Here is a 16,948-nt window from a genome sequence, read left to right as displayed (position 1 = left end):
ACTTATTTAGTACTAGATTATTTGGTGTGGGGGTGTTATGCTGCGCATCAGCAAATTGGCTGATTATGGAACAGTTGTTATGGTATATCTCGCCAAGCATTCACAAACATTGTGTAATGCGCGTGATATTGCGCTACATACTCATCTAACTGTTCCCACAGTCAGTAAGATATTAAAACGTTTAACCGCAGCTAAATTACTTTCTTCTGTGCGCGGTGTAACTGGAGGTTATCGTTTGCAACGGTCTGCATCCGAGATTTCTGTGGCACAGATTATTTATGCTCTGGATGAACAACGTGGATTAACTGAGTGTAGTTTGCAACCCAATGAATGTTCTTTACAGGGAGTTTGTCATATTCAAGGAAATTGGCGGTTAATAAGTCAGGCCATAGAGACTGCACTGGATAGTGTAAGTTTGGAAATGCTGGCTAAACCCACACTCCAAGCGTTTGAAATCGATCGCATCAAGCAGTTGGCAAGTGGAGTTACACATGGCTAAAAGCAGTGAACAAATTAATTCTCTTCTTGAAAGGGAGTACCAACACGGATTTGTTACCGATATTGAAGTCGATACATTTGAGCCAGGCTTAAATGAAGAGATTATTCGTCGACTGTCGGCCATAAAAGGGGAACCAGAATTTTTATTGGAGTGGCGTTTAAAGGCATTTAAACATTGGCTAACGATGCCCCACCCTAAATGGGCTTCTGTGCATTATCCGCCGATTGATTATCAAGCGATTTCCTATTATTCAGCGCCAAAGAGCAAAAAAGATGCTCCTAAAAGTCTTGATGAAGTTGATCCGGAATTATTAAAAACTTATGAAAAACTGGGTATTCCTCTGAAAGAGCAGGAAATGTTGGCGGGAGTCGCCGTGGATGCTGTGTTTGACAGTGTGTCTGTAGCAACAACATTCAAAGCCAAATTAGCTGAAGTGGGTGTTATTTTTTGTCCTTTTTCGGAAGCGGTACATAAATACCCTGAGCTGCTTCGCCAGTATTTAGGGTCTGTTGTACCTTATCGCGATAATTTTTACGCGGCACTTAATTCAGCAGTATTTAGCGATGGCTCTTTCGTGTATATACCCAAAGGTGTTCGTTGTCCGATGGAGTTGTCGACTTATTTTCGTATTAATGCAGCCTCTACAGGACAATTTGAGCGCACCCTTATTGTGGCGGATAGTGATAGTTATGTGTCCTATCTTGAGGGGTGTACTGCACCCATGCGGGATGAGAATCAGCTACATGCGGCTGTTGTTGAGTTAGTGGCTTTAGAAGGTGCACAAATTAAATATTCAACAGTACAGAATTGGTATCCAGGAGATAAAGAGGGTAAAGGGGGTATTTATAATTTCGTGACCAAGCGCGGGGCATGTCGTGGTAAACGTTCGAAAATCTCTTGGACTCAAATAGAAACAGGCTCAGCCATCACCTGGAAATACCCTAGTGTAATTTTGCAAGGGGATGATTCCGTAGGTGAATTTTATTCCGTGGCTTTAACCAATAACTTGCAACAAGCTGACACAGGCACAAAAATGATTCATTTGGGTAAAAATACCCGTTCAACCATTATCTCCAAAGGAATAAGTGCAGGTCGAGCACACAATGCTTATCGGGGATTAGTACGTATTGCGCCAACTGCAACAAATGCGCGCAATTATACCCAATGTGATTCAATGCTCATGGGAAGTGAGTGTTCCGCACACACTTTTCCTTACATTGAAGTAAAAAATCCGACAGCACAGGTAGAGCATGAGGCAACCACCTCAAAAATCAGCGAAGAGCAATTATTTTATTGTCAACAGCGTGGTATAGACACGGAAGATGCGGTATCGATGATTGTCAATGGTTTTTGTAAACAAGTTTTGAAAGAGTTACCTATGGAATTTGCAGTGGAGGCCACCAAGTTACTAGGTATTAGTTTGGAAGGGGCAGTAGGTTAATATGTTAACAATTGAGCAATTAAATGTCGCAATTAATGCGCAGCCTATTTTAAAAGGCATAAATCTAAATGTGAAACCGGGTGAAGTTCATGCCATTATGGGACCTAATGGCTCTGGTAAAAGTACTTTATCAAAAGTATTAGCCGGTCATCCTGCCTATGAAGTAATTAGCGGAAAGATAGAGTATCTAGGAGAGAGTTTATTACCCCTGGCACCAGAGGAACGTGCACAGGCTGGTATTTTTATGTCTTTCCAATACCCTGTGGAAATTCCGGGGGTAACCAACATTAATTTTCTTAAAGCTTCTGTCAATGCGGTGCGCAAGGCACAAGGCAAGAAAACCCTAGATGCTATTGAATTTTTAAGTTTTATTCGCGAAAAATGTCAATTACTGGATATGGATGAGAGCTTTTTATACCGCAGTATTAATGAAGGCTTTTCTGGTGGGGAAAAAAAGCGTAATGAAATTTTGCAATTGTTAGCGCTGGAACCGAAGCTTGCAATTCTTGATGAAACGGATTCTGGTTTAGATATTGATGCATTACGCATTATTTCTCAGGGAGTTAATGCCATGCGCTCTCCTGAGCGAGCGATTGTTCTGGTGACTCATTACCAACGTCTTTTAAATTATATTGAACCTGATTTTATCCACGTGTTGGCAAATGGTCGCATTATACGATCAGGTGACAAGTCCTTGGCTCTTGAATTGGAAGAAAAAGGCTATAGTTGGCTTGAGGAGATGGAACAAGCATGAGCGAGGTTCTTGATTTTTATCAAAAGCAGGCTAAAGAAGGATTGTCATCTATTCCCTGGGTTTTAGAGTTGCAAGAAAAAGGCTTGCGCGAATTGTCTTATTATGGTTTTCCTACCCGCCATGATGAAGAGTGGAAATATACGATGGTCGATGCGCTGCTTAAGCAACCGTTCAATAGACCGCAATCTGGGAAAGCCGAGGAAATTAAAGCATCCGACATTCCTGTCAAGCATCAGGTTATTATTCAAAATGGTCAGGTTATAGGCATTGAAGCGCTTGCTAAACAATTACCCTCAACAGTAATCATACAACCTTTGTTTCAGGGATTAATGCAGCATGAGAATAAAATAAAACCTTATTTGGACAAGCTATTAAAGCATGAACATGGTTTTCATGCTCTAAATACAGCATTTTTAAATACCGGTATTGTTATTTATGTCCCTGCAGGACTGGTTCTTGAAGAACCTATCGTCCTCTCCCATTGGCAAGACAGAGAGCAGGCTGTTCATACTCGTCATTTGATAGTTTTAGAAGAGGGTGCCCAGGCTACTGTGATTGAGGATTATCGTGGTGCTGAGCAATCCAGTTATTTCACCAATACAATTACAGAGGTATGGGCGAGTAAGCATGCTAAATTAACCCATTATAAAATTCAGCGTGAGAGTAAGGCTGCTTATCACATTGGGCAAATTTCGGTGCAACAGGAAGAGAATAGCCAGTTTGATAGCCATTCGTTAAGCCTTGGCGGTAAATTGGTTCGTAGTGATCTTAAGCTCTATTTAAATCAAGAAAAGGCAACCTGTTTAATGAACGGTATCTATGCCCCCACTGATGGGCAGCATATTGATCACCACACCGCGGTTTATCATTTAGTGCCAAATTGTCGGAGTGAGCAAGATTATAAAGGTATCTTAACCGGACGTTCCCGGGCAGTATTTAATGGTAAGGTTGTTGTAGCCAAAGATGCTCAACACACAGAAGCCAGACAGCAAAATAAAAATCTGCTGTTATCAGCACAAGCAGAAATTGATACCAAACCCCAGTTAGAAATTTTCGCCGATGATGTGGTATGTACTCACGGAGCAACAGTGGGGCAGCTGGATGAGGATGCGTTATTTTATTTGGCAACTCGAGGAATTAGCAAACAGGAAGCCAGCAGTTATCTAATTCATGCCTTTGCCGCCGATAATTTACGTTGGGTTCCTAATCGACCACTTGCTGAATGGATGGGAACTTTATTAACTCAGCAGTTAAGGTGATAGCTATGAGTAGTGTAACAGCATTGATTGATACATTGGATATTGCTGCAATTCGCAATGATTTTCCAGTGCTTAAACAAACAGTAAATGATTATCCATTAACGTATTTGGACAATGCGGCAACAACGCAGAAGCCACAAGCAGTCATTGATGCTATCTCCCATTATTATAGTCATGACAATGCCAATGTGCATCGCGGAGTGCATGCTTTAAGCGTCCGAGCTACTCAGCAATTTGAGGCGGTTCGCAATAAAGTTCAACGATTTATTAACGCCAAATCGGCGCGTGAATGTATCTTTGTACGTGGCACAACGGAAGGTATTAATTTAGTCGCACAAAGTTTTGTTGCTCCACGTATATTACCAGGCGAAGAAATCTTAATTACTCATCTGGAACATCATTCCAATATTGTGCCCTGGCAAATGGTGTGTAAGAAAACAGGTGCAGGTTTGCAAGTCGCCCCCATTTCCTATGATGGCGATATATTGCTAGACGAGTTCGAAAGAAAGTTAAATGAAAATACTAAATTTGTAGCGATTAATTATGTTTCCAATGCCTTGGGAACCATTAATCCCATAAAAAAAATGATTGAAATGGCTCATGCCTATGGTGCTTTAGTATTACTGGATGGTGCTCAGGCAACAGCTCATCTGCCGATTGATGTGCAGGCTCTGGATTGTGATTTTTACGCCTTTTCAGGTCATAAGATGTACGGTCCGACGGGTATTGGCGTGTTATGGGGGAGAGAAAAATTATTAGATGACATGGCACCCTATCAAGGTGGGGGTGAAATGATCAATTACGTAACCTTTGAAGCCACCGATTATGCACAGCTTCCCCATAAATTTGAGGCAGGTACCCCAAACATTGCAGGTGCTATTGGTTTAGGTGCTGCAATTGATTATTTATCGTCTTTGGATATGGAGGCGATAGCGGCTTATGAAGCACATTTACTCGATTATGCTACACTTGCTGTACAATCGGTTAAAGGTTTTAACATTGTAGGGACGGCAAAGCAGAAAGTACCTATTATTTCTTTTGTCCATGGCAAAATTCATGCGCATGATATTGGAACCATTTTGGATTCTTTAGGTATCGCTACTCGCAGTGGCCACCACTGCACGATGCCACTGATGGATTTCTTAGGTGTTGCCGCTACGAGCCGTATTTCTTTGTCATTCTATAATACAAAAGAAGAAATTGATCGCTGCGTAAAAGCGCTGCATAAAGTAAAAGAGGTGTTTGCATGACAATGGAATTGCGAGAACTTTATCAGGAAATAATTATTGATCATAATCGCAATCCTCGTAATCACTATGCGATGACTGATGCGAGTACTCAAGCCCAAGGGTTTAACCCCTTGTGTGGTGATAAACTGATGGTTTACTTAAAGCTTGACAACGATAAAATTGTTGATATTAGTTTTGTAGGCTCTGGCTGTGCAATTTCTCAAGCGTCTGCCTCGCTTATGACGGAAGCGCTAGTGGGAAAAACCATGGCTGAGGCGCATGAATTGTTTCACCATTTTCATTCCATGATTACGTCTGATGAAGAGCAAACGGTATCACTGGATAAATTGGCAGTGCTCGCTGGTGTGAAAGCTTATCCTGCTCGAGTTAAATGTGCTACTTTGGCGTGGCATACACTGGAAGCCGCACTCAATAAAAGTAAGGGAACTGTGAGTACGGAGTGAGGCAATGTTTGGATTTCGAAAAAAACAGGATAATGAAGCCTTGAAAGAAACTGTGATAGCGGCATTAAAAACGGTTTTTGATCCTGAAATACCCGTTAATATTTACGATTTGGGATTAATTTACGACATTACCATTAATGAAGAGCAACATGTGCATATTCAGATGACATTGACTACCCCAGGCTGTCCCGTGGCGCAAACTTTCCCAGGAACTGTTGAACAAACAGTAAACCAGGTAGAAGGAGTTAATGATTGTACTGTTGAACTGGTTTGGGAGCCGCCATGGACTCAGGAACGGATGACTGAAGCAGCAAGGCTGGAGCTGGGGATTTTCTATTAATTATGAAAGAAATCCTTTGGTCGCCTTCTGCTTCTTTAGAGGTTCTACAACAGCGTGCACAAATTTTAACAAAAATTCGTTCCTTCTTTCAGCAACGCGGCTATCTTGAGGTTGAAACGCCTGTGATGGCGCGTTTTGGTATCACTGACGTCTATCTTTCCAATATTAAGGCGACTTTTCGAGGTGACTCTTATAATTTACAAACTTCGCCTGAATATCATATGAAACGCTTATTGGCTGCGGGCAGTGGACCTATTTTTCAACTTGCTCGTGTTTTTCGTGATGATGAATTAGGACGTTGGCATAATCCTGAATTTACGATGCTGGAGTGGTATCAATTGGATATTGACCATCACCAGCTAATGGATGAAGTAGATGTCTTGCTACAGCTTATTTTGCAATGTAAGTCAATGAGAAGAAAAACGTATCAGCAGGCTTTTCTTGAAATTTGTGCCTTTGATCCCTTCTCAGTTACTCTTCCTGAACTACGGCTTTTTTTAAAACAACATGCGCTGGATAATGTGCTTGCTCCTGACGAGCAAGACCGTGATCAATATTTATTTTTGATCATGAGTCATGTTGTGGAGCCTGCATTTGCTGAAGAGACTGTACCTGTTGCTCTTTATAACTTTCCGTCTTCCCAGGCTGCATTAGCAAGAGTGCATCAAGGAACAGCTGAACGATTTGAAGTCTATTTCAAGGGAGTGGAACTAGCCAATGGTTTTCATGAATTAACTGATGTGCAAGCTCAATGGGAGCGCTTTAATCAGGATTTGACCGTACGGCAACGGAGGAGACTTCCCATGGTTGAACCGGATAAATACCTACTACAAGCTCTGCGTCATGGTTTACCTGCCTGCAGTGGCGTTGCTCTTGGTGTAGATAGACTTATGGCTTTGGCACTCTCTCAAACCAAACTCGCGGATGTTTTAGCGTTTGATTTTTCACGGGCGTGAGAAAGAAATTTTTAGGTGACTGGGCTGGCTAGCTTAATAAGGGGTGAAAAGACTTAAACTCATTACTCAATGTAAATGTCTATTTATTAAAAAATCCAAAGTCGTCGCGACCCCTAAACGCCTGCTTTGTTACGCTCTTCAAAATTATGTGGCACACACCTCAAAATGACAGGTTTAATATTTCCTTAAGAATGACTGTATAAAATATTGCCAATTAGTTAATAGAGGTGATATATGAATTTTAAAGAACAGTTTGAGCATAGGTACAATGCGTATTGGAATAATGTAATTGTTTCAGCTTATAGAGAGGTTAAAGCTTGTCGACAATCCCCCAGTTCAGTTTTTTTCGCTAACGAGGCGACTCCTGTGAATGGCGTAATTAAATATTGCGACGGCGTGCTTACTTTAATCACCAATCTTTCTCGTCAACTGCCTTTTTTTGACGATCAAGAATATGCTTTAAACTACCTACAACAAACAAAAGATGCCGCTGTTGCTGATTTAAATAAATTTCAAACTTATGTAACAAATTCATTTGCCCTTAACAAAATTAAGCAAACCATGGTTGTGCTAGATTCTCTTGCTCAAAAGGAACAGGTTAGAACAGAGATGGACACCACACTCGTTGCATCAGGAGTAATAACAGATATAGAAATGATGAGTGAGTCATCTTTTAGTTTTGAACCATTGAAAGATGAATGGGAAAGCATGATGAGGCAATTCGATCAGACATACACGCTTGAAAATGTATTCGCCTATCCAAATGCACGACATGAGGTACATGATCAGGAAATGCTTGTTGAGATCGGCAGATTTGTAAACAGTTAATTAAAAGTAAAGGCATGGAACGTCAAATTTCATGCCTTTACTGGTTAAATTCTTTCTCCAATGCTCCCTGAAGCTCAGGAAACTGAAACTGATAACCTTCTTCAATTAATCGCTTTGGTATCACCCGTTGCCCATGTAAAAGCAGGGTTTCACCCATCTCCCCAAATAAAGTACGAATAACAAAAGCCGGCATTTTAAGCCATAAGGGTCGATGCATAACACTCGCTAAAGTTTTTGCAAACTCGGCCTGATTCACTGGATAGGGTGAAGTGAGATTAAAAGGACCTGTAAAATTGGAATGCTTAAGTAAAAATAAAAAGGCACCAATGAGATCCTCAATGTGTACCCACGAAATGACTTGTTTGCCATCACCCAGGATGCTGCCTAAGCCGAAGTTGAAGCTGGGTGCTAATTGCTTCAACATGCCTTCTCCTTTTTTTAGTACGACTCCAAAGCGTGTACTAGTTATTTTCATCCCATAGTCAATTCCAGGTTGAAGCGCCTGCTGCCATTTAATACCAATTTCGCTGAGAAAATCGCGCGGTTGCGAAAAATCAATGATAGTATTTTCATCCAGTTCCCGGGGATCGCCATTTTGCTGTAAACCGTAAATTCCTACTGCATTAGCACAATAAAAATGGGGTTGGGCTTTATGCGTAATAATCCAGTTTACCAAGGCTGCGGTAGTGTCTACACGTGAACCAATTAATAACTGTTTTACTTTATCATTCCAACGAGAAGCTGCAATATTATGACCACACAAATTAATAATAACATCGTAATCGGTGGCATCCAGTTGTGGAAGCATTTCCCAAGTGACCTGTGGTATATTTGCACAGAAATGCTGTTGTAATTTTTGTTTAGAACGACCAAGAACGGTAATTTGGTGATTAGAGTGTAAGGCATTCACCAGTTCAGTGCCAATAAATCCTGAAGCTCCTGCAATTAAAATATTCATCTGAGTAATCCTTGCAACTTAAGACTTAAGGTTACAGCATCTGCCAACGGTGTTAAATGAAGGGTTGATTTTAGCCTTGTTTTCAATGCCTGGATAGATAAACGCTTGGACGTGCTGAGAAATTCTTTTTTCATTGAGCTTGCTCTTTCCCAGGCTTGCTCAAATGATTCATAATCGGCAGCTCTTAATCCCAAGGTTTGCGCTATTAATTGCTGTAAGGTACCAACAGGTGTGGGCTGACCATCAGCAATGTTGTAGAGAGAAGTAGTAGATTTTGTCTGGGTAAGCAGATAACTTATTTTAATTAAATCATCAATGTAAATAGAATTTGTATAGGGGGCTAATTCAGGAGTAATAACAGGTGTCTGCTTCATTGCAGCTTGTAGCGGTAAACGATTAACACCATAGATTCCGCCAACACGCAAGATAATTAACGGGATCTGTTGTTGTTGACAATAAGTCAGCCATTGAGCTTCAGCATTCAATCGACGTTTTTGGCGAGAACTGTGGACATAGCAAGTGGACGATTCATCAACCCAGGCGCCTGCATGATTGCCATAGACACCACTGGAGCCAAAATAAATAACCTGAGTAGCCTTTAGCTGACTGTGGTTTAAAAATTGTTTTAATCCCACATCATCGCTCCTATCTCCGATAGGAGGAATGAGATAATAGATAATGGTCTCTTTTTTCTGCCAGTGAAAGGGTTCTTCTATGTTATGTTGGATGTGATTTAATCCTTCTAATTCATAGATGCTATCCAAGTGACGAGAAATGGCAGTAACCGATTCTTTTTTTTTCAACAGATACTGAGCCAGATGATAGCCGCAGTAACCATAACCGATAATTAAATGTTGCATAGTTTTTCCAGAGACTCTTGAGTAATTTAGGGGGATGAGCTGTATCTAGTCTTATTCTGTCAATTAAATGCGTGTGAAACGACATAAATTTTGATAGTCACACTGTTGGCAAACTGTTGGACTACTTGGTGTTGGTGGACAATGTCCCTGCATAAATTCATGGGCCAGTTCATTTAATTGGTTATGCCAATGTTGGCGCAGTTCAGCCCAGGTTTGCCCTTTTTTTAAGAAACTTATGCCTGCCAGAGCCAGATTTTCTTCACTAAGTCCTTTAGGGGTTAACTGACCTGCTTTTAACTGAGTGAATAATAAAGTATTAATATTCTCATCTAATAAGGCATAAATTAATAATTGAGGTTCTTTCGGGCGTTCTTCATTCCACGGTAAATTTTGAGGCAGGCTTGTTTTATAGTCGATAACCCATTTCTGTCCATTTTCCATTTTATCCAGCCTGTCAATGCGGATTCTAAATTCCATATCGGCTAAATGGATAATAAAGTCTTGCTCAATGGCTTCCACGTCGAAGGGAGGGCGCTGTCGCTCCCAATCTAGGCTCGCTTGTACTAATTGTTGGAGGCGTTCTAATTCTACTTCTTGAATGATAGGAGGAAAAGAATGACTTCTTTGCTGAACGATGGGTTGCAGCGCTGTATGGATTGCTAGTTCAATCTGACTCCTTAACTCTTCCTGAGAAAGCTGTAAAAGCTTTCGTTGATTTTTTATCATTTTCCACAGGAGTTCGAGCACTTTATGAATAATTTGTCCTCGTTCTCTAGCGTCAGGTCCATCGGAGACTTCGAATTGTCCCTTCGCATGCAAACGATGGGCAGCAAAGGCGCGAAAAGGGCATTTAGCCTGGTTTGCCAGGATAGTAGTACCCCCGGTAACTTTCTCCAGGGAGATAAAAGGCAAAGAATAGGTTTCAGTGAATGAAATTAATTTTGATTCTAAAGGGGCTTCCGGCAGAATAGCCGTGTAGGGCTCCAAATTGCCAATTAATGGACTTGCCAGGTTCGGTTTGTCGTCAATTAACCGCGGATAACTAAAAACAGCGGAAAGGCTTGCATTTTTTAAACGAGTCATTGTCTTTTCTGCAAGACTAAATTCTCGTGCAGCATCGGCATGTGGCATTAGGTTTTCCTTTTGCAAGGAAATAGGTATAAATGCTGAAAACTTTACTGATTGCGGCAGACATTCATCAGTGAAGCCTGTAGCCCATAGACTATCGAACGTGCAACCGGAAGCCTCTAATAAGCCCAAAATTTGTACTGGTGCTACTGGTTTTTGTGGTTGAAAAATAGTTGATTCTGCTAATTGCTTAAGTGCTGTCAGAGCTTGTGATTTTGTCATGTGTGGCGTAATTAATGCCAATTGTTTGTATTCATCAAATAGCAATAACAAGCGTTGATAACATTGGTAGTTGGCTGAATTAAGAACATTTTCTCCGGGAAAGCCTAATGTTTCAAGTCGTTGTTGAAATAGCATAATCCAGGTTTGAACAGAGGCTTCTTCAGGGTATATAACCACGTCTTGCAACATTTTAGCGAGTTTGGGAGCTTTAATCGTTAATTCACGAACAAATATTGCTTGCGAAAAATTTAATTCACGTAAGCAGGAGCTATTCTCCATCACCTGTGCCCGCGCAATTAATTCCGTCTGCGAAAAGGCAAGATAAGGAGAGCTTAAAAGTAAACGGGCTTGATGAAGATTAAAAGTTTCCTCTAAACCAAGCCAAGCTAGTGCATGAGCCACCAAAGGATAATGGGCTAATGGTTTACCTAGTGAAATATTGAATTGATTTGTGGGGAGATGTTCCTGCAGTTTCCGCTGCAACCAGGAAAATTTCATTTCTAAATCAGGGACAACAACAGCAATACGGGTTTCTCCTTTTGCCAGACGTTTTTTTATCCAGTGAAGCAGTTGCTCATACTCATCACTCTCATTTTTGGCAGCATATTGATAAAGGTTGGCAGTGCGCTCTTCCAAATCAAAATAGTATTGCAGGCAATTTTGTGCAGTAAGATACTGCTGCAGGTGTTTTTGTTGAGGTGTAAAGTCATCAAAACAAACCCAAACGATTGTGTGTGTAGCAAAATTAGTTTGTTGAGCACTTAAATAGGTCGCAAGTTGTGGGTCAGTTATTGCATGAAGCCGGTATAATTCATGAGTAAATTGCTGAGCCCATTGCTGAAATTGACGAGTTTGATGACTATATTCAAAAAGTGGGTGCTGAAAATCCAGCAACCATAAATGGCCTCTTGTCCAAGCGTCCTCCACAGCATTTAGTAAGCCTCGGCTGACAGTGGTCTCAGTGGCTGACAAGATTTTCTGCCACAAATAACTGGCTTGTTGTGTGGTCAGTAAAAGAGGATGAGAGCGATGCGGATGCTGGTGAATTAATTGTTGAAAGGCATTCATCAAAAAAGCATTGTAGGGAAGGCAGTAGGGTTTTTTATGGATTTGGTTGGGAAATGCTCTGGCAAATTCCTGCAATAATTCTCCGCTTAGGCGGTTATTAGGAGTAATTATAGAAGCGCCTTCTCTCATTAACGCCAAAAGTTGCTCTTTATTCATCGGCGCTATCATTGTCATGGTTTACAAGTGCTTGTTTTTTACCGGTAGCCATAAGACCTGGCCAAAACCGCTTATTAAAATAAAGTGAAACAAGCCCTGTTAAAGGGATAAACCAGACGCCCAGGGTTAGAAACAGCGTAGCTATAATAACACCGTAAAAAATAATATGGTCTTGCCAGTATTGAAATTGCTCAAGTACTGGTGAACCTGTATAGTAAAAATGAGCCCATATTGCCAGACTTAAGCAAAGCAGCATAAAGCAGGCAATTAGAATCCCGATTAAAAAGACAGACAACCAGGAGCGCTTTTGGGCCACAATCTTTCCAAATAAGCTACCGGTTAAAATACCAATCACCAGGGTTAAAATAAGTGAAGGCCACAGGGGAATAAGAGCACTGTCTTTCAGAGACAGCAAGGTATACTTGGTGAACAATAAAATTAGCAGGCTGTAAATTGTGAAAAATATTGCCCCCGTAAATCGGGGATTCAGGGACAAATCGCTTTTGCTTAGAGTCATAATGTCTTTTCACTCAACGAGTTAGGTAGCATTGGAACAAGGCATCTGAATTATCGCCTTCTTAAGTATTTCGAGTGTAGTATGTCGTAAACTACATGTCCGCGCAAATACATTGCAGCAAATCCAGCAGCAATTGCTAACCATAGGCCAGCAAATATAAAACTATAAAAAAGAGTAAACAGATAATTCAGTATTTGTTGTGATAGGGTCTCTGTTCGTATCCAGCGGGTATAATCTTCGGACAAATAAAGAAACCCCAGGACATAAAAAGGAAGCGCTACAAGGACCATTAAAAAACCATAGATAAATGCTTTACGTCTATAGGGTTTTTGGCTGTAAACAATGCGCCTGCCAAAAATTGCTCCAAAACAGCCTGCAATAACTACAGCTAAAAGAGTGGCTTTAAACAGCGGTAAGAACTGTTCAGCCCCTACAAAATAGAGAAAACCATCGACAATACAAGTCGCTATCACTGCCAGCAAAGCAAAATAAACGCCGGCGAGTAATCTTGGATTTGAAATGCTCAGGGCCGTATCTTGATGATTCTTCATGATGGCCTCCAAAGCTGGGGTAAATTTTTTGAAAAAATTGCGCCAAAGCCAATAATTTCTATTATAATATTAGCTTATTTTTTATTCTTTTTGACTAAAAAATTCTTTTCCGAGCTGTTTAAGTATTATACGCAATTTGTTAAAATAATAAACATATGGTCTTTTTTTTAATATATGCCTAAATTTTATGACAAAACGGATATAACTACTGGTGCAGCAAGCCACTCAGGCCATATTGTTTATAAAGAAGCATTATTTAAATCGACTAAAAAAGTAGTATTTAAGTTAAATAAGCATAATCAATCTCTGTTGTCTTTGTTTGAAGCCTCTCTTACCCATTTAATTAGTCTTTTTTTAAAATCCAATCTTACACCGAAGCAAAGGGTGGTTAGGAATGAAGAAGGCCAGATAATTGGTTTAGCGGCTGAACATTTTTGCTATACAGCTGCCCGTCGTGAAACATTACTTCCTAACTTTTGCTCGTTAAAAAAAACAGCAGCTGGATACAAACTCAAATCGAAAAAAAGAGAAAAGGCTGAAGATATACCAATCTATTTTTTAAATGAATTTTATAGTGGGTTTTTTGCCGATTTATATCAAGCTTTTCTAAAGGGAAAAGTTATTCTAGATATGGAATCTTTGGCCAGTATTTTATGTAGTGCATATACGCTGGAAGAAGATGATTTGCATAAAGGAAATTTAGGATTTTATATTGTTGAACGAGAAAAAAAGCCACGAGTAGTTTTTTTCAAAATTGATAATGATTTACTGCTCTCTAATAGTTTAATGTCTCGTTATGAAGCTCGTATTGAACATTGGGGACATGGAGAGGACGCATTTAAGATTACTGCCAGAGATCTGCTTGAATTTCCTAAGCTCACTGATTCTAAAAACCATTATTGGCCTACTTGTTTACGTTATTTTGTTAAATATAATGACCCTAAAGTTTATAATTCTGCCGAAACAAATGCCTTTATACAATTAGGCAAAAATGCTGAATTTCAACAAGCGAAATGGCGAACATGGTATAGTCATATTCTTTTACAGTCAGCCATGGTTGAAAATTATCTAGAGCGTTCCTTGAATAAAGCGGATCCTTATGAGCGAGCGCAACTTGCTTTGATTAGTCAAGCGACAATGAGTCGTCTTTCCCAATTGAAAGCTGTTCTTTTTTCAATAGAAGAGTTTCGACATTATGTTGCCACTGTAAACAATGAGACATTGGGTGAAGAAATTTTCACCCATCATCCCAAATTAAATAAAGCAGACTATCAACCTGTTTTAAATCGCCAAATAGAATTTTACAAAGAGCTATGCGTGTCAGAGAATGGCTTCAAAAAAGGAGACACGCCCTTACATGTTGCCATTCGATTGGGTGATTATCGGTATCATGAAACCTGGGGTTATTTTAGAGAATTTGCAAACCAGGTCAATGACAAGGGGGAAAAGCCACTTGATGTGGCTGTAAAAATGGCTCAGACTCACTTGAGCACCAACGCTGATATAGCTATTGAGGATCCCAGAAGCAATCCCTTCTCTATCATGAAGCATTTATTGAATGAGGGAGTAGATAAAACAAAATCCTATAAACGGTTTGGTGATGAAAATAAACAATTAAAAATCCGGTCTTATCATTTACAAGGCAGTCCTTACTTAGAGAGGGCTAAAACTGCTAAAACGGCGGAAGATTTAATTGAAGTGTTACGTGATATAGGTGAAGATTATCGTTTCAGCTTAAAAATGAAGAAAGAAATTTCAGTATATTGCTTAAGGTTTTTTCTAAGAAACAAAGTACCCGATAACGATTTATGTCCACTATTAAACCAACTGGCACAAGCTTTAAATGGTGGTAATGGCAAGCAACCACGCCCAGAACTGCAGTTCATTCGACAGCTGCGAAGTTCATTATGGATAATACGAGTAATTCGTGGTTTATTAGGAGGAACAAGCACACAGCTTGATTTTAACAGATTGATTGGAAAAAAACGAAAAGAGATAATTGCTTCGAAACCTTCTTGCGTTTCAGCATTTTTTACAATACGAGATAGTAGTAATCCCAATGCTGAGGATGGAAAAGACTTCAATAGGACAATCCCCTCTCGCCGTTGATTCAGGGTGAAATTTTTTAAGTGTAGCAGGCATTTTGTGTAAATTATATTTGCCACCTATAATTCTCTATAGAACTTACCAGTAAATCGAGTTATGGAAAAAGCAAATTTAATCGGAATTAATCATATTGCACTTGAAGTAGCTAATGTGGAAAAGGCATTGGAATTTTATAGTAAAATTTTTAATTTTACGCTACGAAGTAAGGACAAAAACCATGCTTTTATTGATTTAGGCGATCAATTTATTGCGCTCATGAAAAGTAATAATACTCATAAAGATAAAAAACGCCATTTTGGTCTTGTGGTCGACGATCGTTCTAAGGTAAAAGAATTGGCGCAAAAGGCTGGAGCAGAATTCATTGGAGATAAGTTTTTAGATTTTCTTGATCCTTGGGGGAATTATATCCAGGTAATTGAGTACGCAAATATTCAATTTACTAAGGCACCTGAAATATTAGCTGGAATGAATTTAAATTTATATAAAAATGAAGAAGCACTGCAAGAGCTACGTGCTAAAGGTATGAGGTCTAACGATTAATTTCTTCATTCTCTCGTTATTTTTCTTAATTTTAGGTTTTAGAAATGGCTTTTCTACAAAATAATAAGAAAAAAAACCTGCCAAGATAGTAAAAAAAATGGCTAATAACATTCCCTTTATAAAATCAGCTGTTATCAGATTGATAGTTATTTGTTGAATAGGGAAAGCATAAATATATATTCCATAAGAAATATCAAATTTTCGCTTAATAAGGCTATCTGGGATAGTAAGAGCAAAAGTAATAGTTAAAAGGGTTAAGTTAATAACTTTCAATACGCAGGGTAAATAAGAAAAAAAGAGCAATGAAGTTACACTAAGAATCAATAAATAGTTTTTATAAACTAGCCAATACTTTTGCAGTGCAGATAAAAGAGCACCTCCACTAAAAGCAAGGCCAAATAAAGTCAAATAATAAAGGTGAAACTTATTGGCGTAATAGAGCTGATTTATCCAGGTGTTGCGTGAAATAAAATGTAAGAGAATAAAACCCGCAACTAAATAAGCAATGGTTCTCCAATGGGTGGATAAAGAAAGCAAAAGACCCAACATAATGTAATAAATAAATTCAATGGGTAATGTCCACAAACTTCCATTAATTGCTTCAGGGTATAAAAAATCAGTAAAGACACCAGGAATTTTAGGGCCATGCATCGATAGAATGTGAGTTAAAGTAGTTACTAAAGTGTTGGGGCTTAGCAGGTAGGAGAGCGCTGAGGACGAGACAAATAAAGAACCAATTAAATAATACATACAGAACATACAAACTGTCAGACCCGGAAAAATTCTACGAATGCGTTTTATCATGTACCTGACAAAATTACCCGCACAAATAAAACTGATTGGCATGAAATAACCTGAAATACTAAAAAATAGCAAGACTGCCAAAGTGCCGTAAGTATCCCAATTCAAGAAAATGGGCTCTGGCTGTTTCAACAGAGCATAATGGTGACTGTATAAAACCAGTAAGGCCGCAAAATGTCTTATCAAATCGAATGAGTTTTTCTTAGTGTGCAATATTGTCTCGTAACAAAAAATTACTTTATAAAGAATTACAATCAAATTTCATTAAAAG

General features: G+C 39.4%; 17 protein-coding genes. 11 read left to right on the top strand and 6 right to left on the bottom strand.

Features of this window, described 5'->3' with window-relative positions; genetic code table 11:
* Positions 1-37 precede the first annotated feature (37 nt).
* The 9 genes from clem_RS10460 (at position 38) to clem_RS10420 (ending at position 7,770) form a co-directional block, all read left to right on the top strand.
* Positions 38-499 carry an SUF system Fe-S cluster assembly regulator gene (locus clem_RS10460; RefSeq protein ID WP_094091508.1) on the top strand — a complete coding sequence of 154 codons (462 nt, stop codon included), beginning with the start codon at positions 38-40 and terminating at the stop codon, positions 497-499.
* Positions 492-1,940, top strand: coding sequence for a Fe-S cluster assembly protein SufB (gene sufB, locus clem_RS10455; RefSeq protein WP_094091507.1), 1,449 nt, complete (start codon positions 492-494; stop codon positions 1,938-1,940). Before clem_RS10460 ends, sufB begins: the two co-directional genes overlap by 8 nt.
* Position 1,941: 1 nt before the next feature.
* On the top strand, positions 1,942-2,694 hold the full coding sequence (gene sufC / locus clem_RS10450) for a Fe-S cluster assembly ATPase SufC (protein ID WP_094091506.1): 753 nt from the start codon (positions 1,942-1,944) through the stop codon (positions 2,692-2,694).
* The gene (sufD, locus tag clem_RS10445) at positions 2,691-3,953 is read left to right on the top strand and encodes a Fe-S cluster assembly protein SufD (RefSeq protein ID WP_094091505.1); all 1,263 of its coding nucleotides are present in this window, start codon (positions 2,691-2,693) and stop codon (positions 3,951-3,953) included. The genes sufC and sufD overlap by 4 nt, the downstream gene beginning before the upstream one ends.
* A 5-nt stretch (positions 3,954-3,958) precedes the next feature.
* Positions 3,959-5,203, top strand: coding sequence for a cysteine desulfurase (locus clem_RS10440; RefSeq protein WP_094091504.1), 1,245 nt, complete (start codon positions 3,959-3,961; stop codon positions 5,201-5,203).
* Entirely contained in the window at positions 5,200-5,646 is a 447-nt protein-coding gene (sufU, locus tag clem_RS10435; protein ID WP_094091503.1) for a Fe-S cluster assembly sulfur transfer protein SufU, read from the top strand. Before clem_RS10440 ends, sufU begins: the two co-directional genes overlap by 4 nt.
* Positions 5,647-5,650: 4 nt before the next feature.
* Positions 5,651-5,986 (top strand): SUF system Fe-S cluster assembly protein, encoded by a 336-nt coding sequence (locus clem_RS10430; RefSeq protein ID WP_094091502.1) that lies wholly within the window; start codon positions 5,651-5,653, stop codon positions 5,984-5,986.
* 2 nt (positions 5,987-5,988) lie between these two features.
* Entirely contained in the window at positions 5,989-6,942 is a 954-nt protein-coding gene (gene epmA, locus clem_RS10425) for an elongation factor P--(R)-beta-lysine ligase (RefSeq protein ID WP_094091501.1), read from the top strand.
* A gap of 234 nt (positions 6,943-7,176) precedes the next feature.
* The gene (locus tag clem_RS10420; RefSeq protein ID WP_094091500.1) at positions 7,177-7,770 is read left to right on the top strand and encodes a hypothetical protein; all 594 of its coding nucleotides are present in this window, start codon (positions 7,177-7,179) and stop codon (positions 7,768-7,770) included.
* Positions 7,771-7,807: 37 nt separating this feature from the next.
* On the opposite strand, the gene clem_RS10415 is transcribed toward clem_RS10420, so the two are convergent.
* From clem_RS10415 to clem_RS10395, 5 genes are all read right to left on the bottom strand, one after another.
* Entirely contained in the window at positions 7,808-8,728 is a 921-nt protein-coding gene (locus clem_RS10415; protein ID WP_094091499.1) for a TIGR01777 family oxidoreductase, read from the bottom strand.
* Positions 8,725-9,588: a Rossmann-fold NAD(P)-binding domain-containing protein gene (locus clem_RS10410; RefSeq protein WP_232505455.1), complete on the bottom strand. Its 864-nt coding sequence runs from the start codon at positions 9,586-9,588 to the stop codon at positions 8,725-8,727. The genes clem_RS10415 and clem_RS10410 overlap by 4 nt, the downstream gene beginning before the upstream one ends.
* Before the next feature lie 63 nt (positions 9,589-9,651).
* Entirely contained in the window at positions 9,652-12,162 is a 2,511-nt protein-coding gene (locus clem_RS10405; protein ID WP_232505454.1) for a PD-(D/E)XK nuclease family protein, read from the bottom strand.
* Entirely contained in the window at positions 12,155-12,679 is a 525-nt protein-coding gene (locus tag clem_RS10400; protein WP_094091497.1) for a hypothetical protein, read from the bottom strand. Before clem_RS10400 ends, clem_RS10405 begins: the two co-directional genes overlap by 8 nt.
* Positions 12,680-12,729: 50 nt before the next feature.
* Positions 12,730-13,230 (bottom strand): hypothetical protein, encoded by a 501-nt coding sequence (locus tag clem_RS10395; protein WP_094091496.1) that lies wholly within the window; start codon positions 13,228-13,230, stop codon positions 12,730-12,732.
* 174 nt (positions 13,231-13,404) lie between these two features.
* Here clem_RS10395 and ankK point away from each other — a divergent pair, with 174 nt between their 5' ends.
* The gene (gene ankK, locus clem_RS10390) at positions 13,405-15,339 is read left to right on the top strand and encodes a Dot/Icm T4SS effector AnkK/LegA5 (protein WP_094091495.1); all 1,935 of its coding nucleotides are present in this window, start codon (positions 13,405-13,407) and stop codon (positions 15,337-15,339) included.
* Positions 15,340-15,432: 93 nt separating this feature from the next.
* Complete coding sequence (locus tag clem_RS10385; RefSeq protein ID WP_094091494.1) at positions 15,433-15,876, top strand: VOC family protein; 444 nt, start codon at positions 15,433-15,435, stop codon at positions 15,874-15,876.
* Here the strand turns inward: clem_RS10385 and clem_RS10380 are convergent.
* A complete protein-coding gene (locus tag clem_RS10380; RefSeq protein ID WP_232505453.1) occupies positions 15,844-16,863 on the bottom strand; it encodes an acyltransferase family protein in 1,020 nt (339 codons plus the stop codon). The genes clem_RS10385 and clem_RS10380 overlap by 33 nt on opposite strands.
* Positions 16,864-16,948 lie beyond the last annotated feature (85 nt).

The organism is Legionella clemsonensis, from assembly GCF_002240035.1.
GTDB classification, from domain to species: domain Bacteria; phylum Pseudomonadota; class Gammaproteobacteria; order Legionellales; family Legionellaceae; genus Tatlockia; species Tatlockia clemsonensis.
The sequence above is the reverse complement of the archived record's forward strand: the minus strand, read 5'-3'. Positions and strand labels throughout refer to the sequence as shown.